The sequence below is a fragment of the Microcoleus sp. Pol1C5 genome (assembly GCF_036701115.1).
In the GTDB taxonomy this organism is placed as follows: Bacteria; Cyanobacteriota; Cyanobacteriia; order Cyanobacteriales; family Microcoleaceae; genus Microcoleus.
The window spans coordinates 1-22,936 of the sequence record NZ_JAUBQE010000057.1 but is presented as its reverse complement, the minus strand read 5'-3'; the positions used below and the strand labels follow the sequence as shown (position 1 = coordinate 22,936).

The following is a 22,936-nucleotide window of genomic DNA, read 5'->3' as shown; positions in this document are numbered from 1 at the left end:
TTTGGATGCCAGCAATTCCAAAGGCAGCGCTAAGATGGTTAAGCACTGTTTTGCACTACTCTCATGTCCCAACGCGCCGAAACCTCAAACAGCCAGCCAAGTGCATCCCGCAACGGGCATAATGTGACGAATTCTCACTCTAACAACCAAAATACGATTCGGGTTCGCGGTGCGAGACAGCACAACCTGAAAAATATCGATCTGGAACTGCCGCGCGATCGACTGATCGTTTTTACTGGCGTATCGGGTTCTGGTAAGTCTTCCCTGGCTTTCGATACAATTTTTGCCGAGGGACAGCGCCGCTACGTCGAGTCTCTCAGCGCCTACGCGCGCCAGTTTTTGGGACAGTTGGACAAACCGGATGTGGACGCAATCGAAGGCTTGAGTCCGGCTATTTCAATCGACCAAAAGTCAACTTCTCACAACCCGCGATCGACTGTTGGCACTGTTACAGAAATTTACGATTATCTCAGATTACTCTACGGCAGAGCTGGCGAACCGCACTGTCCGATTTGCGATCGCTGCATTGCGCCGCAGACAATTGATGAAATGTGCGATCGAGTCATGGCACTTCCCGACGGCACTCGCTTTCACATTCTGGCACCAGTTGTGCGCGGAAAAAAAGGCACTCACCGCAAATTATTGTCGAGTTTAGCTGCGGAAGGATTTATTCGCGTCAAAGTTAACGGAGAAATTTTAGAACTTTCGGAAAATATCGAATTAGATAAAAATCATACGCACAATATCGAGATAGTTGTCGATCGGTTAATTAAAAAACCCGGTTTAGAAGAACGTTTAGTTGATTCTCTGGCAACTTGTTTGCGCCATTCTGAGGGGATTGCGATTATTGAAGAGTTACCGACTGAAGAAAATGCCCAACCACAGGGGCCGATCGTATTTTCCGAAAACTTTGCTTGTCCCGAACACGGCGCGGTAATGGAGGAACTTTCCCCCCGGTTATTTTCGTTTAATTCGCCCTACGGCGCGTGCCAGAACTGTCACGGTTTGGGGAGTTTGCGGACTTTTGCACCGGAGTTGGTAGTTCCCGACGAGAAAGCGCCTCTTTATTGTGCGATCGCGCCTTGGTCAGACAAAGATAATTCCTATTATCTTTCTTTGCTTTGCAGTATTGCTGATAGTTGTGGGTTTGATATCGACACTCCTTGGTATCGATTAAAGCCCGAACACCAGCGGGTGATTTTGTACGGCAATGAGCAAAAGCGCACCGCAGAAAGTAAAAAGCGCGACGGTAGCACTGATTTTAGGAGAGATTTTAATGGCGTAATTTCCATGTTGCAGCGTCAGTACGACGATACTGGTTCCGATCTTATCAAGCAGAAGCTGGAACAGTATCGGGTCGATCGCTCTTGCGAGGTTTGTCAGGGCAAACGCTTGAAACCCGAAGCGCTTTCGGTGCGGTTGGGACAGTACGGAATTGTGGATTTAACCAGTATTTCGATTCGCGAATGCCGCGAAAGAGTGAATAATTTGGGCTTGAGCGATAGGCAATTCCAAATATCCGATTTAGCCCTGAGAGAAATCAAAGCAAGGCTGCAATTTTTGCTCGATGTCGGGTTAGATTACCTGACTTTAGACCGCGCCGCAATGACGCTTTCTGGCGGAGAAGCCCAGCGAATTCGGCTGGCGACTCAAATCGGTTCTGGTTTGACAGGCGTGCTCTACGTTTTGGACGAACCGAGCATCGGACTGCACCAAAGAGACAATTTTCGCCTGCTGCAAACCTTAACAAAATTGCGCGATTTAGGCAATACTTTGATTGTCGTAGAACACGATGAAGAAACCATGCGAGCGGCCGACCACATTGTCGATATCGGGCCCGGCGCTGGCGTTCACGGTGGCAAAATTATATCCCAAGGAAGTTTAGAAAATTTGCTAACGGCAGAGGAATCTTTGACGGGTGCTTATTTGTCGGGAAAGCGAGTAATTGAAACCCCTAATGAAAGGAGAAAAGGCAACGGCAAAGCTCTTTCAATCACAAATGCGAGGCGCAACAATTTAAAAAATATTGATGTGGAAATTCCGCTGGGAAAACTCGTCTGCGTGACGGGGGTTTCTGGTTCGGGAAAATCAACTTTAATCAATGAATTGCTGTACCCGTCGCTGCAACACTATATCACCAAAAAAGTGCCTTTACCACCCGATATGGACGCCCTCAAAACTAAAGGCGAACGCTCTCTAGAGGATGTGGTTGATAAAGTAATTGTAATTGACCAATCTCCGATCGGTCGTACTCCGCGCTCTAATCCCGCTACTTACACGGGAGTCTTTGATGTGATTCGGGATTTGTTTGCCGAAAGCATTGAAGCGAAGGCAAGAGGTTACAAAGCGGGGCAGTTTTCTTTTAACGTAAAAGGGGGAAGGTGCGAAGCTTGTGGCGGCCAAGGCGTGAACGTGATTTCGATGAATTTTCTGCCGGATGTGTACGTGCAGTGTGAGGTTTGCAAGGGTGCAAGGTACAACCGGGAAACGCTGCAAGTTAAGTATAAAGGCAAGTCGATTTCTGATGTTTTGAACATGACCGTAGAGGAATCTTTGGAAATGTTTAAAAATATTCCCAGGGCGGGCGCCAGACTGCAAACTTTAGTTGATGTTGGTTTGGGTTACATTCAGTTGGGACAGCCGGCGCCGACGCTTTCTGGGGGGGAAGCGCAGCGGGTAAAATTGGCAACGGAACTGTCGCGCCGGGCTACTGGGAAAACGCTTTATTTAATCGATGAACCGACGACTGGTTTGTCATTTTATGATGTTCACCATTTGTTAAATGTGCTGCAAAGATTGGTGGATAAGGGGAATTCAATTTTGGTAATCGAACACAATTTAGATGTAATTCGGTGCTGCGATTGGGCGATCGATTTGGGGCCTGAAGGGGGAGATAAGGGCGGCGAGATTATTGTGGCGGGGACGCCGGAGGAGGTGGCGGCAAATCAGAGGTCTTATACTGGGAAGTATTTGCAAGCGGTTTTGCAGCAGCATCCTTTGGGGGAGGCTGTAGCCGCTAGTTAATACTAACAGGAATTACGCCATTCTCATAATTAGTAAGGTGCGTCAGATATTTAAACCTTCAATAATCGTTTAAGAAACTCCCCTGACGCACCCTACAATTAAAATACGTCGTATAATTAATAGAATATAGGTGCGAATCCTTCGCCCTTCCGGATATATTTACAAAATTGGGATAATCGTTCATGAATCGGAAATACTATTCTAATCGTACTGGCAAAAATCCTGATGCGAGTCGCTACGAGCTACCCATGTTCGTTCAACTTTTCAAAGCTTTTTATCTTGATTTCCGAAATAAAGATTATTTTCAGCAAAACTTGGGTTATCAAGGTGCTGATATAGAAGCACAAATGTTTCTCGCCATCAGGAAATCTGACTTATGGCCAATTGAGGAAAAATGTAAGAATTATTCAGAGGATGACTTGTTTGATGTCATCGAGTTTCTTTACGATAATGTTTCTGAGCCGATTTATCGAGACGATGAATGGAGTAATCATGGAGATTCTTATGACACCTTCGATAGGGATACTGGTAAGCAAGAATTTAGAGATAGGATTAATCAGCTCTTGTGTGACTATAGAGAGGGATATGAACTGTCGGAAAAGGGTGAAATTCTAGAATTTTCCGAGCAAGGATTGAAGGAGTTAGTTCTTGCAGAACTGCCTCCTTACGATCTTGAAAATGTTGAGCAGCGAGTTGAATCCGCAATTCTTAAATTTAGACGTTCTCGCTCATCTCTAGATGAAAAGTTTGATGCAGTTCGAAACTTATTTGATGTTCTTGAGTGGCTGCGCGATCAAATTAAGGAAGTAAAATTAAGCGAAGCCGAGAGCGCTTTATTTAATATAGCTAATAACTATTCAATACGACACCACAAGGATGGCCAAAAGCAGGATTATGACAAAGCCATTTGGTATAATTGGATGTTCTATTACTCTCTGGCAACGATACACGCTTGTTTAAAGCTAATTAAAAAGGATGAAAGCCAGTCACCATAAGCGCTAGGGGTAACAGTTTATGGCAGCGGACGAGCAAAAACCACTGCTGATGAATTCGAGGTTATTTCTCGCCGCTGCATTTTACGGCTGATTGTCTCAATCCGTTATGACATCGGAAGCTGAATCAAGAGTTAGGAATTCCCGCTGAGATTCTCATCCAGCCCTATCAGTCAATACAAACCCCCGCTTAACAATAGAACACCATTCCAGCAACAGCACAGTAAACTGAGAGCAATTCCATTAACCCCAATTTACCTATGCCACGCTGGTTCAATACCGCAGGCTCCTGCCAAGCAGACATTCATTACGTGCTACCCCCAATGCTGCGCTTACCGGGCTTAGAAAGGTTAATTGATCAACGCAGCTATTTCGTCATCAATGCACCCCGACAAGTCGGTAAAACCACCGCCATGCTAGCTTTAGCCAAACAACTCAGCGACAGCGGACAATACACCGCCGTCATGGTTTCGGTGGAAGTCGGTGCACCCTTAAGTTCCGATGTAAATCCTTGGGTAAAATCTAAAAATGGCAAAGAACCTCTTCCACAACACGGTCAAAATCGCCCTACAAAAAGATGGCTGAAAGATTACCCACGATCCCTACCAGTTACGTTATGGTGTTGCTGATGTCTACATCGATCTTCTTGCAGCCGAAGAAGCGATCGCCGCTGAAAAAGAAGGACGTAAAATAGCTGTAGAAGTCAAAAGTTTCGCAGGTGGCTCTACGATTTCTGAATTCCACACCGCCCTCGGTCAATTCCTCAACTATCGCATTGCCATCGAAGTCTCTAGCGAACCAGAACGTATACTGTATCTGGCAGTGCCCACCGATACCTACCAAATGTTTCTCAGATTTGAACCCGCAAAAACTGTCATCGAACGTTATGAAATCCGACTAATTATTTACAATCCAACACGTGAGGCGATCGACCAATGGATAGACTAAACGAATACCGCAAAATTGTTTGTGACTTTCTCGAAGACTTTTCTACAAATGACGCAAATGCTCAGTTAATCTTCGATATGGCCCGCGATCGCTACCTCGTTATGCACAACGAATGGCGCGACGAATATCGCATCTATGGCTGTGCCATGCAGCTCGATATCATCGAAAATCAAATCTGGATTCAACACAACAGCACCGAAATCTACATCGATCGAGAACTGATTCAACGTGGCGTGTCTCCTCAAGATATCATTCTTGGGTTTCGCTCCCCCAGCATCCGAAAACTCCTTGTCACCAAGTATTCCTAGAGACAAAAGTGTGGAACAGTTAGATGAATATCGGGATCGATTGGGACAGGATTCTGGTTGCTTGGTAATATGCAATCGCCGAGAGAATGCACCCGAACTCGAAAACGGTTGAACACTGAGATTCATACTACTCCAAGGGGCGATCGGTTACATTATTCGAGGGTGAAATCCTGGTATATTATGTACTAATATTAGATGCGATATTAACTATCTTGAATTGTGGGAGAAAGTGCCATATTTTGGGCTTCTCTTTGCATGAATTCAATGTCCGATCGCGACCAAGTGCGGGGCCCGCTGCACTGATGAGCAATTAACAGCCCCCACAGTCCTTTGTTTGTTAAAATAGGCACAACTAAATTAGCGCGAACTTTCAGGCTACGCAGAAAATCTCGGTGGCATTGGTGAATTGGTTCTACTTCAATATCTGTAATTGCTCTAACTCTGCCGGCTTCGTACAAAGCAGCGTAGTCGCCGTTAAAACACTCATCTGGCCCTGTTGAACCCAAGATTGAGAGTTCGATCGCACTCAACATCTCGTAAGTCACTCGACCTTGCCACTGTCTATAAAAATAGTACAGCACGGCGCGATCGCTCTGCAAAGTTTCTCGAATGTCGTAGAGGGATTTTTCAACTAATACGTCGCGCTTTAGACGATCTGTCAAGCGGTTAACAATGTTTTGCAGCCGATCGCCCGACATAGTATTAACTCCTTTAATTCCTAGTACACTCGCCAGATATTAATTATTGAACTGGCACCTACACAAGACCTCAAAATGTTGCGCTTCGGGATTTTTGCGCGTTCAAAAATGAGTAATTTTTGGCTTAACAGTTGTCTGGATGCCAGCAACATTATACTATTATTTGGACAGAGATAGCAATCTTTTTGGGCAACGGGCGATCGCGTCGGACCCCGCAAGCTACGGCTTTTTTGGCGCGAAAAACCACCAAGGGGACGCCTGTTCCACAAATGAAGAGAAAAGGAAGAGTTTACAAGTGCTTGGATAATTGCTAGATATGCCTAAAGTTGGTTCCTCTTAAACAGAGGAACTGCTAGGCTATCTCGATAGCTAGAGGAAGCATCAAATATGTCTGTGCTAAAAGCTGCTTGGAAACACGAATTTATCCCTACGAACGGCATCAAACTGCACTATGTCACTCAAGGTTCTGGGCCGCTGATGCTGATGCTGCACGGATTTCCTGAATTTTGGTATTCTTGGCGGCATCAAATCCCAGAATTTGCATCAGATTATAAAGTCGTCGCTGTAGATCTCAGGGGTTACAACGACAGCGACAAACCTCACGATCAATCTGCTTACGTGATGGCAGAGTTTGTGCAAGATGTCAAGGGAATTATTCAGGGTTTGGGATACGAAAGTTGCGTCTTAGTTGGTCACGACTGGGGAGGCGCGATCGCCTGGAGTTTTGCTTATGCTTATCCCCAAATGGTGGATAAATTAATTGTGATGAATCTACCGCATCCGGCAAAGTTTGCTGAAGGGTTACGCACTCCTCAACAATTGCTGAGAAGTTGGTACATCTTTTTATTTCAGTTGCCAGTTTTGCCGGAGTTGTTAATTCAGTTGGGCGACTATCAGGCAATTTCTGCTGCTTTGGAAGGTATGGCAGTGGACAAAAGCACCTTTAGCCCCTCAGATATCGAAGCTTACAAAGATGCGGCTGCCAAACGGGGCGCTCTAACTGCTACTATCAATTATTACCGCAATATAGCTGGCGGATTTCTCGATCGCCAGAATTGGAGGGTTCTGGAAGTTCCGACGCTGATGATTTGGGGAGAAAATGATGCCGCCCTCGGCAAAGAGTTAACCTATGGAACCGCAGATTACGTCCGGGATTTTCAGATTCATTACATTCCTAATTGCAGCCACTGGGTGCAGCAGGAACAGCCGCAGTTAGTGAATCGGTATATGAGGGAATTTTTGGGGAGTAAGTTCATTTAATATCATATCCAGTTAGATCCGAATGCTACTGAGCCGGCGAGTAGGACGATCGCGATTCACTCAGAAAATTATTATTCCCATGCCCGCAGAGACATTCACCGACTGCTGATGCCCTCCGTAGTGCGCCGGCTCATTTCGCTGGGGTGAATGCGGTAGATTGCAATTACCTCCGCACGTCCCAGCGAGTCAATCCAGGTGCGATTGATGGCGGGCGAAAGTGTGGGGTTTTGTTCTTTGACCAATTGCATTGCGCGATCGATGTCTGGCTGTTCCTTGAGGAGTTATGCTCGCCCGTTCACATTAAATACATCGGTGGTATCAAAACATTAATTATCCAAAAAGATGGAAGGTAAAATGATATAATTTTTGACATTCCCAACCTAAAAAATTGGGAGCAAGCAAATCAAATCTTCGCAGTTAGTTTTTATGACACCAGACCTCTCTGCAGCGCAGCAGCAAAGAAATCACCCCATAATTGTCTGGGTACTGATTGGGCTGACGCTGCTGGGACTGGCATTCCGCCTTTATTTGGCGTGGCGCACCAACCAAACTCTCCCCGATACCCCCGCCCGTCTCAGAGGCGACGAACCGGGCTATGAGGGTTTGGCATACGATCTGCTGAAGGGTCATTTTTTTGAGCGACCGAACCGGACACCAGTTTATCCATTTTTTGTGGCTGGATGCTATGCAATTTTTGGTCGTTCTCCGGCATCTGTAGTCTACGTACAAGCTTTTTTGGGGGCGACAATCATACCCCTAACTTTTATCCTAGCACGGCGTTTTACTGGCCCTCAAAGTTCCTTAGTAGCGGCTGGATTAGTTGCGCTGCATCCCTCCCTCATTCTTCATGTCACGCGGGTGCAAACAGAGATTTTATACGCGCCTTTAATAGTTTTAACAGTGCTGGGTCTGCTGCGGGCATTGGAAGAGCCGCAGTGGCAAAATTTTTCATTAGCAGGTGCGCTGTTGGCAATTACAAATCTTTGTCGGCCGACAGCGATGTTGCTTCCAGCAATTGTGCCACTATTGATGCCGCGCCAATGGCATTTGAAGCGCAAGATAGCTTTGTTTATGGCTTATGTGGGCGCAATTATCATCATTACTGCACCTTGGACTTACCACAATTATCGAACTCACAAGACTTTTTTGATTTACAGCGTTTCTACGGCGCTGCTGTGGCAAGGAAGTCCCGAGTTTTATCATTTGGCCTACGAACAACTGCCAAAACGCAATCTGGTTCAGATTTGGCAGGAAGAACTCAATCCGGAGCGGAATGGGGGACACAATGCTTTTACAATTGAGGGCGATCGCTATTTTACCAAACGGGCGATCGCTTCCATCCTCCGCGAGCCTGCTGTCTATCTCTGGTATTGTTTGCAAAAGGCAGTTTTTTTCTGGTTGGGAAACCCTATAAGTGACTGGCCTTATCACGCTATGTTTAATGTGGAAGCAATGCGGCCATTCTTTTCGCCGCAACGGATTGTCGGCATTTTAGCGTCGCGAATTTTGCCTGTATTTGCTGCTTTGGGCATGATAGTTTTGCGGCATCGCTGGCGGGAGTTTTTGCCACTGTTGCTAGTCTGTGGCTATTTTAATGTGATTCATGCGCTCACTTATGCAGAAGTTCGCTACAGCGAGCCGCTGCACCCGATTTTGGCGGTCGTAATTGCTACGGCGGCGGGAGAACTTCAGCGTCGCTTGAAGTTAATTAGTCAGTAGGTAGTAGGCAGTTTGTCATGAGTTATTAACCCAGTGTTCTCAAAAAGAATTATTCGGAATTTTACCCTCGCCATTTTAATTGCTCTTGGCATAGGGTTGTTCAGCGTCACGACCACTTTTGCTCAAAACATCGAAACAATTAAATTTTCCGGTACTGCTGCGGGTGTTAGCACTCGCTACATCGGTGCAGTCGAGGGCAATATCAATTTCGACATCAAAGATTTGCAAGATTTGGGAATTAATACCTACCGCATTTACGGCGGGATGTCCCGGTGGGAACCCGAAGACGACGAAGGTCAATACGGTTGGCCGTCTATTGACGAAATTAAGACAAATCCAAATATAATTAATTGGGCGCACTGGGATCAGATTATGACTAATCCGCCCCAGGGTAGCGATTATTGGTGGTCGGGAGAACCCGGTACTGTTTGGCAAGGCAATGCCAGGACGATTTTTAATACTCTAAAAAAAGCAAATATTCGCCCGGTTGTCAGTATTCGTAATGTTGATAATAGCTGGCGGCCGAGTTGGGCGCTGCAACTGAATCCGCCGCGCGCAAAAGAAGATTGGAATGAGTGGTGGGAACACGTTTTTGCTACGGTTTATTGGCTGAATGTTCGCAATGATTACCGCGTTGATGATTGGGAAATTCACAACGAACCGGACAATCGGGATCAGGGTTGGGGCGGAACTAAGGCTGACTATTTTGAATTGGTTAAGGTGGCAAAAGATGCGATCGACTTTGTTTATAAAACTTATTTGCCCGATCGCACTTACCGCATCCACGGCCCGAAAACCGTAGGTGGCAGCAATTGGCCGGCTAGTGCTTTGGAGGAAATACCGAATTATTTCAATACAGTCAATGTCCACAACTACGATGCAGATATTTCTAACTACACCCGCAAAGTGCGCGGCTGGATGAACGGTACTGTCCGCGCTAACTCGCAGCTTTGGGTAGGAGAATGGGGAAGTTACGAGATTAGCTACGGGGATTTCTCTTTAGCTTTAAATTTGATTAAGAATTTGATTCGAGGTTCCCAACCGGGGGATAATTATATTTACGGCAGTCACATATTCTGTTTGTACGACTGGGGAAAGCCGGGACTGCCAGAAGGCTTGCTAGGGGACGGGGGAAAACGGCGCACTGGCTACTATGCTTTGCGGATGGGCATTAGGGCATTGCAGGGCGGGAAAACTACATTTTTTCCTATCACTAACAGTTCGGATTTAATGGCAGTTGCAACTCTTGATGCTAGCAAGAATGTTTCTTTGCTGGTTGTCAATGACCGAGCAACATCTTACACTGTTAATGCTGATATTTCGGAGCTGATAAAAACTGGTAATGGCACGGTGCGGGAGTTCAGTTCTAAAACAATGGATGAGGTTGTTGGTAACTTAAGGCTGAAGAGCGGAAATGCGAGTTTTGCACTGGCGGGGAACACCGCTATTCTCATCAAGTTCGATCGCCAGAATTGAAGCTCAAATCCTCTGGGCCATAATTGAGATAAGATAGGATTAGTTATGCTCAGAATTATTTATTTTCTGCCTATTTGGCCATCGAACCCTCGAACCCTCGAACCCTCGAACCCTCGAACCCTCGAACCCCTAATTGCACAGTTGCCATACCTAAGTCGTCCTGTTGTGATTCCCCTCCTGTCGCTGGTAAATTGGTAGCGTGCAGGTATCTTGCCTCAAACAGAATCCGAGCGAGAGTTCCGTTGAGGGGCAGAAAGTAGGGTGCAGTCTAGACAATCGCAGAAATTCTTGCTCGTAAACCCGCAGCAGTTGGGCTAGGCGAGGAATTACCCGCCCGCCTTCATCTGGGCCCTCTGGCAGATAGCATTGGTTCTGAAAGTCAGAAGCCGTCAATTATCAGGATATGGCACGGAATTAATTTTAAATGCCAAGATGCTGGAAGTAGGGGTGAGTTTAATCGTACAGAAACTTTGAGCGCGCTTGGAAATCTCGCGGGCAAAGCCTCTCAATCAATCTGCTGCTTGCGATCGGGTTTTTCCAACAAATATCACTTTTATGCCCCCTGATGTTTATTCCCTCCCTCAGTCAGGTCATCAACCGCAATCCCCTCACCGTCACCCCTGAGACGCCCGTAGAAAAGGCGATCGAGCTGATGAGTAGCACAGGAGCCAGTTACGTCCTCGTGGTAGAACCGCGCGGGAATTCTCAACTCGGAAATCCCATGAACGGGACTTCCCCACAATCGCGGGAACAGTCGGGTTTCTACAACGGTGTACCGCGTGCGGTACAGGCAGGAGGCAACGGGCTGCGTCTCAACGGCTCAAAGGCTCCCTATGCGGGTGGGCAGACAGTGCTGGGGATTTTTACAGCGCGAGATATCGTACAGCTAAATTCGATCGGCGCTGCTTTGAGGGGATTTGCGATCGAGCAAATCATGATCAGAACCGTAACTGTAGCCCGAGAATCGGAAATTCCCGACTTTTTTGCCTTAGCAAATCTGCTGGAGAAAAATCAGATCGGCCATTTGCCCGTAGTCAGCGACACTGAAGAACTTGTCGGTTTAATTAGCTCTCAAAGCTTGGTGCAAATGTTGCAGGGAATTGGGGAATCGACACCAAAAGCAACTAGCAGCACTTCGCAACCTGCGGCTTTCGCGTTCCCCCCGCCGCTGCCAATTCTGAATCAGAAATTAGAGCTACCCGCAAGTTTAATTAAACTTTATCAAATCCCTCAAATCGCAGGCTCGCGAATAATTCACGCTCCTGCTACTTCTTCGGTTCGCTATTTGGCGCAACTGATGTTTAGACACAATGTTAGTTATGTATTAATCACTGAAACTCCAGATCAACAATCGACTGGTGCGGCTCACAACTCCAAATTTACAAATCCCAACCTTCACAAACTGGTTGGGGTGGTAAGTTCGCGGGATATTGTGCAGTTGCAGGCGCTGGGAAGAGACTCTAACAAAATTAAAGCCGGAGCAATTTGCAGCAGTTCGCCGCCGCTGGTGCGATCGCACTCTACCCTCGAAGCAGCCGTCGCGCTGCTGCAAAAACACTACTGCCAGTTGCCTTTATTAGTCATCAACGAAACAAATCACCCGATCGGGATTATCAATCCTAAAACTATCCTTTTACAAGCGCTGGATTCAAAATCTCTGCATTCTGGCTTAATTGCTTTGCAGCGCCAGCTAGAATCTAGCAACGCTCAATACAAAAAACTCTCTGCCGAAATACAGCGGACAGCAGCAAATAGCCACGAGGTGGCTGAAATTTCTCACCACAGTTTCGTAGAGCGACCAAATCTCTCCCCAGCAGTCAACAATCAGGGGATTTGGGACTGGAATCTCGAAACAGATGAGTTTTTTTATTCGGCGCGGTGGCAAGAAATGCTGGGCTACCAAGAAGGGGAAATCTCGAATCGCCGATCGGAATGGTGGAGTCGCATCCACAGAGATGATATTGACTCGGTAAAGGCAGCTTTAGAAGAACACTTCGCCCAAAAGACACCGGATTTTGCAGCAGAATATCGGATGTACTGTAAAGACGGCAGCACTCTCTGGGTGCTGAACCGAGGTCAAGTTTTACGCAGCGCTACCGGGAAACCGCTGCGGGTAGTAGGAACTCATACAGATATTACTCCAAACAAGCAGTTTGAAGTCAAAAACCGCCAGCATGATCGAGAACAATTCCAACTATTTGACTCTTTGAAAGCAACAGTAATTTTCCACATAGATGCGGCGGGGGTTTGGAAATTTCTCAACCGCGCTTGGACGGAAATTACTAATTTTGAGGTTGCGGAAAGTTTGGAAACTAATTTTTTAGAGTGGGTGCATCCAGAGGAGCGCGAGCAATGTGCAAATTTATTGGAGTCTTTGCTGTCAGGGAACTCGGAATTTGAACGGCGAGAATTGCGATTTAAGTCCAAGTCGGTTTCGGGTAAAAACTCCTTGGGAATTCACAGTAATTCCGGCTTTGTTTCCGTGGAACTATTTGCCCAAGTCCGGCGGAATTCGCAAGGCGAAATAGCGGGAGTTTTCGGAACTTTACACGATGTCTGCAACCGCATCGAAGGAGTTGAGGAACTGCGGGAAAGCGAGCGGGCAATTCGATCGCTCTACGAGGTAATGGTGACCTCGGAAGGCTCTTTTGACGATCGAACGATCCGGTTGCTGGCAATGGGCTGCAGTCAGTTTGGGATGGATATCGGGCTGTTGGGCAGGGTTTTGGGCGATCGCTACGAAGTGATTGCTGCTTATGTACCGGAAGATTTTCCCTTTGGGTTTGCTAAAGGAGACGGTTTTGCTTTGAGCAGAACCTTTGAGCGAGAGGTTTTGCGATCGAGCGAACCTATTTCTGTCGAATCAGCCGGCACTACTCAGTGGCGCAACCACCCCGCTTACAGCGTCCGCAAGTTGGAGGCTTTTGTGGGGACGAGGGTAATAGTGCAAGGGCGAATTTTTGGCACTTTGAGCTTTACTTCTCGCACCACTAAATCTCCTTTTAAACCGCTGAATTTTGAAATTTTAAAGTTGATGGGCAATTACATCGGTGCAGAAATTGCCCGCGAAGAGCGAGAGCGAACTTTGCAACGTCAGTACCAGCGCGTTTTACTACTCAAACAAATTACTCAAAAAGTGCGATCGACCTTAGACACTCAAGAAATTTTTCAAACTACCGCCACCCAAATCGGCCGCGTATTTGGTGTCAATCGCTGTACAATTCACACTTATCTTTCCGAACCTTATCCCCACCTTCCTTGCGTCGCGGAATACTTAGAACCCGGCCACGAATCGGCTTTAGATTTAGAACTTTCTGTCACTTATAACCCCTACACCGAAAAACTCCTCGCTGAGGATATAGCCCTGGCATCTCCCGATGTGTTTGCCGATCCTTTGCTGGAATCTTCGGGGCCAATGTGCCGCCGCATCGGATTAAAATCTATGTTGGCTGTTCGCACTTCCTATCAAGGAGAACCAAATGGAATTATTACTTTGCACCAGTGCGATGCAACTCGCCAGTGGAATCCCGACGAAATTGAACTGTTAGAAGATGTTGCGGCTCAAGTTGGAATTACCTTAGCTCAAGCACAACTTTTAGAAACGGAAGTTCAGCGACAGCGACAGTTAGCCGAGCAAAATGAAGCTTTGGATCATGCACGACAAGCGGCGGAAGTTGCTAATAGAGCCAAGAGCGAATTTTTAGCGACTATGAGTCACGAAATCCGCACTCCGATGAATGCGGTCATCGGGATGACGGGCTTGCTGCTGGATATGGAACTAACTCCTGAACAGCGGGATTTTGTGGAGACAATTCGTACCAGCGGCGATGCTTTGCTGACTATTATTAACGATATTCTCGACTTTTCCAAGATTGAATCTGGAAAATTAGATTTGGAACGCAGCCCCTTCGAGCTGCAAAACTGTATAGAAGAATCCCTGGAATTACTGGCTCCTAGAGCCTCAGAAAAAGGTTTAGAGCTGGCTTACTTTATTGATGATTCTGTTCCCAAAAACATTTTAGGAGATGTCACGAGGTTGCGCCAAATTTTGGTAAATCTCCTGGGCAATGCAGTTAAGTTTACAGAATCTGGAGAAATTGTGGTGTGCTGTACGGCTAGGCAAATTGAACAGGTAGCTACTAATAGTTTGCTGGAAAGAATTAATATTCTAGAGCCACAACCGCTAGCAATTAACCAGGGAGAGTTGGGACGCAGCAGACAATACGAGATTCAATTTGCTGTCCAAGATACGGGAATTGGCATTCCGCCAGACCGGATGGATCGCCTGTTTAAAGCTTTTTCGCAGGTGGATGCTTCGACAACGCGACATTACGGCGGGACGGGTTTGGGACTGGCTATCAGCCAGCGTTTGAGCGATATGATGGGCGGTACAATGTGGGTTGTCAGCCAGGTTACTCCGGGAAGTTCTAAGTCTCAACCGGCCGTTTCTGCGATCGGACAAAGTATCGCTGGAAGGTCGCCTGCAGAATTTACTCCGCCGTCGATATCGGGTTCGGGTTCGATTTTTTATTTCACGGTCACTGCTGAAGCGAATGACATCCGGGCTGAGGAAAAAAGGCCTGAATTTGCCGCCGGTAAGCGCTTGTTAATTGTTGAGCATCATGCCATTAACCGGCAAGTTTTGATCCGTCAGGCAGAGTCTTGGGGAATGATACCCGTGGCTGTAACTTCGGGTGCTGAGGCTTTGGAAATCATCAAAGGAAATTCGCCGCTCGATTTAGCTATTTTGGCGATGAATCTACCAGATATGGACGGTGTGGCTTTGGCTGTGGAGATTCGGAAATTTGAGCTAAGCAATTTGTCCGGCGGCGACGCTCAAAATCCTAATGTCATCGTTAGCAACCCTCGCAAAATAGCACTACCTTTGGTGCTGTTTACTTATTTAAGTAAGGCGGAAGTTTGGAAAAAACTTGAAACTACAGAAGTACATTTTTCTGCTTTTTTAACTAAGCCTTTAAAACAGTCCCAGTTTTATAATGTGTTGCTGCAAGTTTTTGGATATGTTACTGGCAGAAGCGGCAGAGGAGAAGTTTCAAATGTGGTGACTTTGACTTCGGGATTGAAGTATTTTGAAAATTCTCAAGAACAGCACCGCGTGCAGCGGACGCCTGCTGTTTTAAGGCAGGTTGCTGCGAATTCTGCCGGACAGGATGCAGCTAATTCTAGTCAGATTCGGATTTTGCTGGCTGAGGACAATGTGGTGAATCAAAAAGTCGCTACGCATTTACTCGACAGGATAGGATATCGGGCTGATATTGCAGCTAATGGGTTGGAGGTTTTGGAGGCGCTGAAGCGGCAATCTTACGATGTTGTGCTGATGGATGTGCAGATGCCGAACATGGATGGGTTGGAAGCGACGCGCCGCATTTGTCAGGAATGGCCTGCTAACAAGAAGCCGAGAATTATTGCGATGACTGCTAATGCGATGCAGGGCGATCGCGAAAAGTGTCTGGAAGCAGGTATGGACGATTATATTACTAAGCCGGTACGCCGGGAAGAGTTGGCGATCGCCTTAAGCAAGTGCTCACCTCTGATTCGGGATGAATTGGATGCGGTTACTGAGCAAAACAATCAAGATATTCCCGATCAAGTTGACAGTGATGCTGCGGCATCTTCGAGCGTTCAACCGGGAGCAGATTCGCCGATTGATTTTCATATTTTGCAAAATCTCCGCGAGCTAGATGATGAGGAAGACCCAGATTTTTTGGGGGAGCTGATTAAGATATATTTGGTAGACGCACCGCAACATTTAGAAACTATTAAGGAGGCTATTTTTCTGGGCGATGCTGATAGTTTGAAGCTGGCTTCTCACACGCTGAAGTCGAGCAGCGCCAATTTAGGAGCCGTGTCTTTTTCTGCTGTTTGCAAGGAGTTGGAGTATATGGGCCGCGTGGCGGTTGAGTCTGGAGGGGAACAGGTTTTTGATGTGAGTACGGCGCGCGATCGCCTGTTGGAAGCTCAAGCGGAGTGGGAAAAGGTGCGGGCGGCTTTTGAGACGGAATTGGAAACGGGGAAGTTGCGATCGCAAATAGGGTAATTTGTTATATCAATTCCGGTTGCACTCCTCCGGAATTGTTGACTGTTGACTGTTGACTGTTTGAACAATACCGATGCAACCGGAAACGATATTATTTGTTATTTGTTGGTTTTTGGTTGTTAGTTGTAAGTTTCAATAACCAATGCCCAATGCCCAATGCCCAATGCCTATATTTAACTTTCACCTAAATATGCTTTGCGAACAGTTTCATTTGACTGCAAATCGCTAGCACTACCAGCGACTACTACCTGACCGGTTTGGATTACATAGCCGCGGTGGGCTACACTTAAAGCCATGCGGGCGTTTTGTTCCACCAGTAAAATAGTTGTTCCTTCAGCATTAATATCGCGGACGATCGCAAAAATTTGACTGACTAACATCGGTGCCAATCCCATACTCGGCTCGTCCAATAATAACAAGCGGGGGCGCGACATCAAAGCCCGGGCGATCGCCAACATTTGCTGTTCGCCGCCGCTGAGAGTTCCCCCTTTTTGACTAATTCTTTCTCGCAAACGAGGAAATAAATTTAATGCTTTTTCCATATCCGACTTGATACCGAGAGTATCGTTGCGGAGATAAGCACCCATTTCTAGGTTTTCTTGCACCGTCATTCGCGGAAAAATCAACCGCCCTTCGGGACTTTGAGAAATCCCCAAACGGACGATCGCCTCTGTAGATAGTGCTTCTAAAGGTTTTCCCTCAAATAATATAGTGCCTTGGCGCGGCCGCAGCAGTCCTTGAATCGTGCGGAGAGTGGTCGTTTTCCCCGCCCCGTTGCTGCCGATTAATGTCACAACTTCTCCCTGCGAGACTGTTAGCGATACTCCTTTGAGAGCGTGGATATTCCCGTAGTAGGTGTGAATGTCTTTAATTTCCAACATAATTACTCTTTCTGCTTTGTGCTTTATTATATTATCCAGACTAATTATAAATTTTTATTGCATTTATTGAAAATTAACTTTTTTTAGAGTAATAAGTAATTTTACTTAGATCAACACCAGCTCTAGCTCCCCTACAATGTATTTTTAGTAGCTGGGGCGACCAACTTTACAGAATTTTTACTTAAACACAAGATTTCTTGACAGTAGCTTTACAAAAATCTCTAAGTAAGTAGGTAGTATTAATACGTAAGCGCAACCAACCGCTACAAGTTACCAATAACAGCACTTAAAAGTTTTCAAATTTAAGGAAATCTACCATGAAATTCAATCACATTAGTGGAGCGATCGCATTTTTATTAGCAACTCCTTTAGTAACCAGCTTGAGTGTAGGTATAGCGCCCAGCAGTGCTGCCACAATAGCCGGTTCTGCGGCAGCAGTAACTATTGACAACTTCAGTCACACACCGACTGACACAGGTAGAGTTACTAACACTTACACTCAGACAATAGCTAACACCGCTTCAGTTATTAGCCAAGCGAACGCTAATGCAGTTTTTATATCTAACTGTCACGAATTGCTGGCAGCAAATCTCTCACAAAGTGGAGTCATAGGTAACGGGGATAACTATTCCGGTTTAGCCCAAAGTCAAGCAGCAGTGATCGGCGACTTCTTCATTGATGCCGAAGAAACTTTTTCCTTCAATTTTCAGACATTTTTAGCTCTTTTAACATCAGTGGACAACCCTCAATCCGAACGCGCCAGGGCGAATGGCAGTATATCTTTCTGGGTGATTAACACTGTTACTAACATTTTGTTAGACTCTTTTCAATTTGCCAGCGGTTTAGACTCTTCTGGGGGAATTTATTTGAGTGGGTTCGCCAGTCAAAGCTTTAAGCCAACAAACATTAACTTTAATTTAATGGCTCAAGGAAGTACAGCAACAAGCCTCCTGTATACTTCTGGGGTGTATTCCCGGACATTCAACAGCGCCACTAACTTAACATTGGTAGAAGTTAAAAACAATATCGCAGAGGCAGAAGCAGTTCCTGAACCGAGCACAGTATTAGCTACTGCAATATTTTTAGGATTGTTTGTCAGGCAGAGAAAAAACCAGAAAGAAATGTCGGAAGTCAAATCAAAAGTTTAGGGAAACCCCTGAATATTAATCCGTAGGGTGTGCAAGGCGCACCTCCTCTCATTCCCGTTGAATTGCTCGTTATAAAATGCTGTCTTCCTAGGCGGGTTGATAAATATTATCGGTTTGAATTACAGATTTTTTGTAAAACCCGCCCTAATTTTATTCGGTTAATTTGTCGTAAATTATATCCTTTCTTCCGAGGATACACACTGCCCACCTCACTTATCTGTCGGCACATAATACCCATTATCCCTGTCCATCTTCTTCTTTTCCCAGATATGCCTCAATCACGCGAGGATCGGCGCGAACTTCTGCCGGAGTTCCCTCAGCAATTTTAGTACCGTACTCCATAACACTCACGCGATCGCTAATTCCCATCACCACCTTCATATCATGTTCAATCAGCAAAATACTCAAATTCAACTCATCGCGAATCCGATAAATAAAGCGAGTTAAATCCGCCGTTTCGTTCGGGTTCATCCCGGCAGTCGGTTCGTCCAAAAGTAACACTTTCGGATCGGAAGCCAAAGCCCTGGCAATTTCCAATCTGCGCTGGTCGCCGTAGGAAAGGTTTTTTGCCAACTCCGGCGCTTTAGAAGTACCTAAACCGACAAAATCCAGCATAGTCAGCGCTTTTATTTTAGCTTCTCGTTCCTCAATCATCACAGCCGGAGTGCGGAGAATTGCGCCCAACAAACCTGTTTTTAATCGGCAGTGTCTACCTACTAAAACATTATCCAGCACAGTCATATTGTTAAACAAGCGGATATTTTGAAAAGTTCTAGCAATGCCGAAAGTTGTCAAGTGATCCGGAGGCAAACCAGTGATATTTTTATTTTCAAGTACCAACTGTCCCCCACTCGGTTTGTAGATACCCGTCAACATATTAAAAAAGGTAGTTTTGCCTGCACCGTTGGGGCCGATCAAACTGGCGATCGATCCTTTTTCCAAAGTTAAACTAACCTGGTTGACGGCAGTCAAACCGCCGAATCGCATTGTAAGTTGCTGTGCTTCTAATAATGACATTTTAGTTGTGATTCCTAATATTAGTTAAGCTGTTATAGCTCGGATTCTATATAATACCAAATCCGCTCTGTTAAAGTGCGTCAGCTTGGCTGTGGTGGGATGCTTGTTACCACACGGAAAGATTGGGGGATCGGAATGCGTTACAGAAAGTCTTGGGCTAAGCTTCATGACTGCGTTTCGGTTTAAGGTTTCCCTTTGAGTTTAAGGACAAAAAGGGTGGAAAATTAAATTACACTGGTAGTTTTTCATGGGGATAGGCTACTCTAGTAAGAGGGAATGTAGAGGCCGGAACTATGATGAAGCTTGGTTTGCTGGTGCGATCGCGAAGCGTCTCCGCAGAAAAATCGCCAAACAACGACTTAGGAATCGGAAAAGTTACCGAGCTATCTTACTCTACAGCAACAGTTGAATACTTCTGCTCAATTGGGCAACGCCTTGAAAAAACCTTACCCTTAACTTCGCTTTATAGAGTTCAACTCCCGCCTCAGACACGATGCTACATCCAGCCAGAAAGCCAGGATACATGGATAATTGGCCGAATTTTTGACTGGGACGAAGACAAAGGTCAGTATCGAATCGATCTACCCGATAAAAAGATAGCATTAGTTGGTGAACAGGAAATTTACGTTCGTTGCAACCTACCCATCGATGACCCCATCGAAACTCTAGCGATGAAAGGTCAGGAAACGCCCTACTTTCACGCTCGACGTTTAGCTTTTGTCCAGTGTCTCATCGAACAACGCGCTGTCAGTCGCGGGATGACAGGGCTGATTTCTGCCAATATTGACCTTTATCCTCATCAAGTTGAAGTTGTCCGCCGCGTACTCGAAGACCCCATTCAACGTTACCTCTTAGCTGATGAAGTTGGACTGGGAAAGACGATCGAAGCAGGTGCTATTCTTCGCCAGTATCTCCTCGATCAACCGCAGGGACGTGCAGTGGTGCTAGTACCGCAATACCTGCGGGAACAGTGGCTTCAAGAATTAGAACATAAATTCTATGTCTCTGACTTGGACAATCGTGTCCAGGTACTTGCAGTTGAGGATGTCGATCGAGTCAGCCCGAATGCCGATTTGGGCTTCCTGATTTTAGATGAAGCACATCATATTGCAGCAATGGCGACCTCTTCAGACTCGATACACCGCAGGCGTTTCCAGACTTGCAAACACCTCGCTCATAAAAGCGATCGCCTACTTCTATTATCTGCAACTCCAGTTCTCAATCACGAGCAAGATTTCCTGGCGATGCTGCACTTACTCGATCCGACAACCTATCAACTTGATGATTTAGAAGGTTTTCGTGCGAGGGTGAAAAACCGCCAACAAATTGGTCGAGTTTTACTCTCATTTAAAGAGAAAGCAAATCCGTTTGTGCTTAAAACTAACCTCAACCAACTGCGAAACCTTTTTGCTGAAGATAAATATCTGCTAAATCTCGTAGAGGAATTACAAAATTGTTTGCTGTCTCCAGAAACACTCCCCGCCGATCGAGATCGAATTGTGCGATCGATTCGCACCCACATCAGCGACACCTATCGGTTACACCGTCGAATGCTCCGCAACCGTCGCGCTGCGGTGGAAGATGTAATTTTTGCCCGAAATGTGACACCAAAAGTAGAGTATGACTTAGATGAGCGATCGCCCGAAATTCACGAACTAATTGATGAATGGCGCACAGTCGCTCCTCACCAACAACAATATCAGCAAATTTTTCTACTTTTATTCCGTGCTAGCGGGACTTGGTTAGGGATTTTAGCGCAAGTGCTGGAAACCCGTTTAAGCGGCATCTCCCATTCTGCCTTGATTCAAGAATTTGGTGCTGATAATATCCGCATTCTGACCGAAACCCCTAAATTTTCTGGGGAAGAACAGATTTTGCAATCTTTACTAAGGATTATTCAGCAACCTTCAGAAGAAGGATCTCGCCTCGAATTACTAAAGATAGTGATACTGTATCATCTTTCAGAGACTTTTAAACTTCAATCTTATCGCAGCAACCTTCATAAATTGCTTGAACAGGTGCAACAGCAAATTCGCAGACCGATATCGGGAACTCCCCTACCTAAAATTGTCATTTTCACCAGTTTTGCCCAAACAGGCGCTGAAATTTTCCGGTGCTTATCAGATACCTTTGGTCAGGCATCTGTAGCTAGCCATCAATTAGGACTGTCTCGTTCTCATGTTGAGAAAAGCCTCAACCAGTTCAAAAATGACCGAAATTGTTTTATCCTTGTTTGCGATTCCTCTGCTGAAGAAGGTCGGAACTTTCAATTTGTTGATTGGATGATTCATTTCGATCTTCCCTGGTCGCCAAATCGTTTAGAACAAAGGATTGGTAGGATCGATCGCATTGGTCGCCCTTTAAATGTTCAATTTACAGTATTCGCAGGCTCAGACTTAGAGGATAGCCCTCACGATGCTTGGTATCAATTATTAAAAGACGGTTTCGGCATCTTTCATCAATCAATTGCCAGTCTCCAGTTTTATGTAGATGAAAAACTACCAGGACTGGTAACCACTCTGTTTCAATCTGGTGCTAGTGGACTATTGGAAATGATAGGAACTATCCAACAAGAAATTGCTGAAGAACAGGTAAAGATTAGCGAACAAAACGCTTTAGATGAAATAGATGCCCAGGATGAAAACGCTACCCAATATTTTCAAAGTTTAGATGATTATGATGCTCGCCATCAGGAAATTAAACGAGCAACAGAAGACTGGATATGTCAAGCACTGCACTTCAAACAAATTGACGATCCGAATTTAGCAAAAGTAGGGCGTTATCAACCTACTAGGCGCACTCTAATTCCCCTCCACGATCTGCAAACTCGCTTTGCTGCTTATGCACAACCCTCTGGTACTTATAACCGGAGAATATCAACTCAATATCCTGGTGTCAACCTCTACCGTATTGGGGAAGGATTTGTGGAAGCACTAGCATCTTATATCCATTGGGATGACAGGGGTCAAGCATTTGCAATCTGGCGATGCGATGAATCTTGGGAGGCTGGGGAAGGGATGGAATGGTTCGGTTTTCGCTTTAATTATATAGTCGAAGCCAATTTAGAGATAGCCCAAAAAGTTTTAACAAATTTTGGGATAGATAATAACAAATACAAGGCTCTAAAGCGACGTACAGATGCGCTACTTCCCCCAATTATAGAGACAATTTTCATTGATGCTCGGTATGAACCAATGAGCATTGTTGAAGATGAACCACTTTTGAATATCCTGCAACGTCCCTATAAAGGTAAAAGCAGTCATCCATGCCGAGATTACAACTTAGCGAAAAGTCGATTGCCGATTCTGAATGAGTTTATTGATGCTAGTAATTAGACATCTCCGAAAAATAAAATAAAGAGTAGGAAGAGATGGTAAAATATCTTTTTTTCGGGACTGAACATGAGT

Annotated in this window: 15 protein-coding genes; 11 read left to right on the top strand and 4 right to left on the bottom strand. The window is 45.7% G+C overall.

The features are described from left to right. Positions 1-63 precede the first annotated feature (63 nt). The 5 genes from uvrA to QUA23_RS25610 all read left to right on the top strand — a co-directional run bounded on the left by uvrA (position 64) and on the right by QUA23_RS25610 (position 5,272). The gene (gene uvrA, locus QUA23_RS25630) at positions 64-3,024 is read left to right on the top strand and encodes an excinuclease ABC subunit UvrA (RefSeq protein ID WP_333078654.1); all 2,961 of its coding nucleotides are present in this window, start codon (positions 64-66) and stop codon (positions 3,022-3,024) included. Between the two features lie 248 nt (positions 3,025-3,272). Further along, complete coding sequence (locus QUA23_RS25625) at positions 3,273-4,019, top strand: hypothetical protein (protein WP_333110578.1); 747 nt, start codon at positions 3,273-3,275, stop codon at positions 4,017-4,019. 257 nt (positions 4,020-4,276) lie between these two features. Continuing rightward, positions 4,277-4,645 carry a hypothetical protein gene (locus QUA23_RS25620; protein WP_333078656.1) on the top strand — a complete coding sequence of 123 codons (369 nt, stop codon included), beginning with the start codon at positions 4,277-4,279 and terminating at the stop codon, positions 4,643-4,645. Then, the gene (locus QUA23_RS25615) at positions 4,605-4,964 is read left to right on the top strand and encodes an element excision factor XisH family protein (RefSeq protein WP_333078670.1); all 360 of its coding nucleotides are present in this window, start codon (positions 4,605-4,607) and stop codon (positions 4,962-4,964) included. The genes QUA23_RS25620 and QUA23_RS25615 overlap by 41 nt, the downstream gene beginning before the upstream one ends. Beyond that, the gene (locus QUA23_RS25610; protein WP_333078657.1) at positions 4,952-5,272 is read left to right on the top strand and encodes a XisI protein; all 321 of its coding nucleotides are present in this window, start codon (positions 4,952-4,954) and stop codon (positions 5,270-5,272) included. Before QUA23_RS25615 ends, QUA23_RS25610 begins: the two co-directional genes overlap by 13 nt. Positions 5,273-5,475: 203 nt before the next feature. On the opposite strand, the gene QUA23_RS25605 is transcribed toward QUA23_RS25610, so the two are convergent. Beyond that, positions 5,476-5,970, bottom strand: coding sequence for a GAF domain-containing protein (locus QUA23_RS25605; RefSeq protein WP_333078658.1), 495 nt, complete (start codon positions 5,968-5,970; stop codon positions 5,476-5,478). Positions 5,971-6,357: 387 nt separating this feature from the next. Here QUA23_RS25605 and QUA23_RS25600 point away from each other — a divergent pair, with 387 nt between their 5' ends. Then, the gene (locus QUA23_RS25600) at positions 6,358-7,230 is read left to right on the top strand and encodes an alpha/beta hydrolase (RefSeq protein WP_333078659.1); all 873 of its coding nucleotides are present in this window, start codon (positions 6,358-6,360) and stop codon (positions 7,228-7,230) included. A gap of 95 nt (positions 7,231-7,325) precedes the next feature. On the opposite strand, the gene QUA23_RS25595 is transcribed toward QUA23_RS25600, so the two are convergent. After that, entirely contained in the window at positions 7,326-7,478 is a 153-nt protein-coding gene (locus tag QUA23_RS25595; protein WP_333078660.1) for a hypothetical protein, read from the bottom strand. A gap of 178 nt (positions 7,479-7,656) precedes the next feature. On the opposite strand from QUA23_RS25595, the gene QUA23_RS25590 reads away from it, so the two are divergent. The 3 genes from QUA23_RS25590 to QUA23_RS25580 all read left to right on the top strand — a co-directional run bounded on the left by QUA23_RS25590 (position 7,657) and on the right by QUA23_RS25580 (position 16,483). Continuing rightward, positions 7,657-8,949 (top strand): glycosyltransferase family 39 protein, encoded by a 1,293-nt coding sequence (locus QUA23_RS25590; RefSeq protein ID WP_333110576.1) that lies wholly within the window; start codon positions 7,657-7,659, stop codon positions 8,947-8,949. A 33-nt stretch (positions 8,950-8,982) separates the two neighbouring features. Beyond that, the gene (locus QUA23_RS25585; RefSeq protein ID WP_333078663.1) at positions 8,983-10,425 is read left to right on the top strand and encodes a hypothetical protein; all 1,443 of its coding nucleotides are present in this window, start codon (positions 8,983-8,985) and stop codon (positions 10,423-10,425) included. A 565-nt stretch (positions 10,426-10,990) separates the two neighbouring features. Continuing rightward, the gene (locus tag QUA23_RS25580) at positions 10,991-16,483 is read left to right on the top strand and encodes a response regulator (protein ID WP_333078664.1); all 5,493 of its coding nucleotides are present in this window, start codon (positions 10,991-10,993) and stop codon (positions 16,481-16,483) included. A 173-nt stretch (positions 16,484-16,656) separates the two neighbouring features. On the opposite strand, the gene QUA23_RS25575 is transcribed toward QUA23_RS25580, so the two are convergent. Continuing rightward, positions 16,657-17,364 (bottom strand): ABC transporter ATP-binding protein, encoded by a 708-nt coding sequence (locus QUA23_RS25575; protein ID WP_333068607.1) that lies wholly within the window; start codon positions 17,362-17,364, stop codon positions 16,657-16,659. A gap of 317 nt (positions 17,365-17,681) precedes the next feature. On the opposite strand from QUA23_RS25575, the gene QUA23_RS25570 reads away from it, so the two are divergent. Next, positions 17,682-18,512, top strand: a complete 831-nt coding sequence (locus QUA23_RS25570) for a PEP-CTERM sorting domain-containing protein (protein ID WP_333078665.1) — start codon at positions 17,682-17,684, stop codon at positions 18,510-18,512. Positions 18,513-18,749: 237 nt separating this feature from the next. Here QUA23_RS25570 and QUA23_RS25565 read toward each other — a convergent pair whose 3' ends face one another. Further along, positions 18,750-19,529, bottom strand: coding sequence for an ABC transporter ATP-binding protein (locus QUA23_RS25565; protein ID WP_333078666.1), 780 nt, complete (start codon positions 19,527-19,529; stop codon positions 18,750-18,752). Positions 19,530-19,822: 293 nt separating this feature from the next. On the opposite strand from QUA23_RS25565, the gene dpdE reads away from it, so the two are divergent. Next, complete coding sequence (dpdE, locus tag QUA23_RS25560; protein WP_333078667.1) at positions 19,823-22,864, top strand: protein DpdE; 3,042 nt, start codon at positions 19,823-19,825, stop codon at positions 22,862-22,864. Positions 22,865-22,936: the final 72 nt, after the last annotated feature.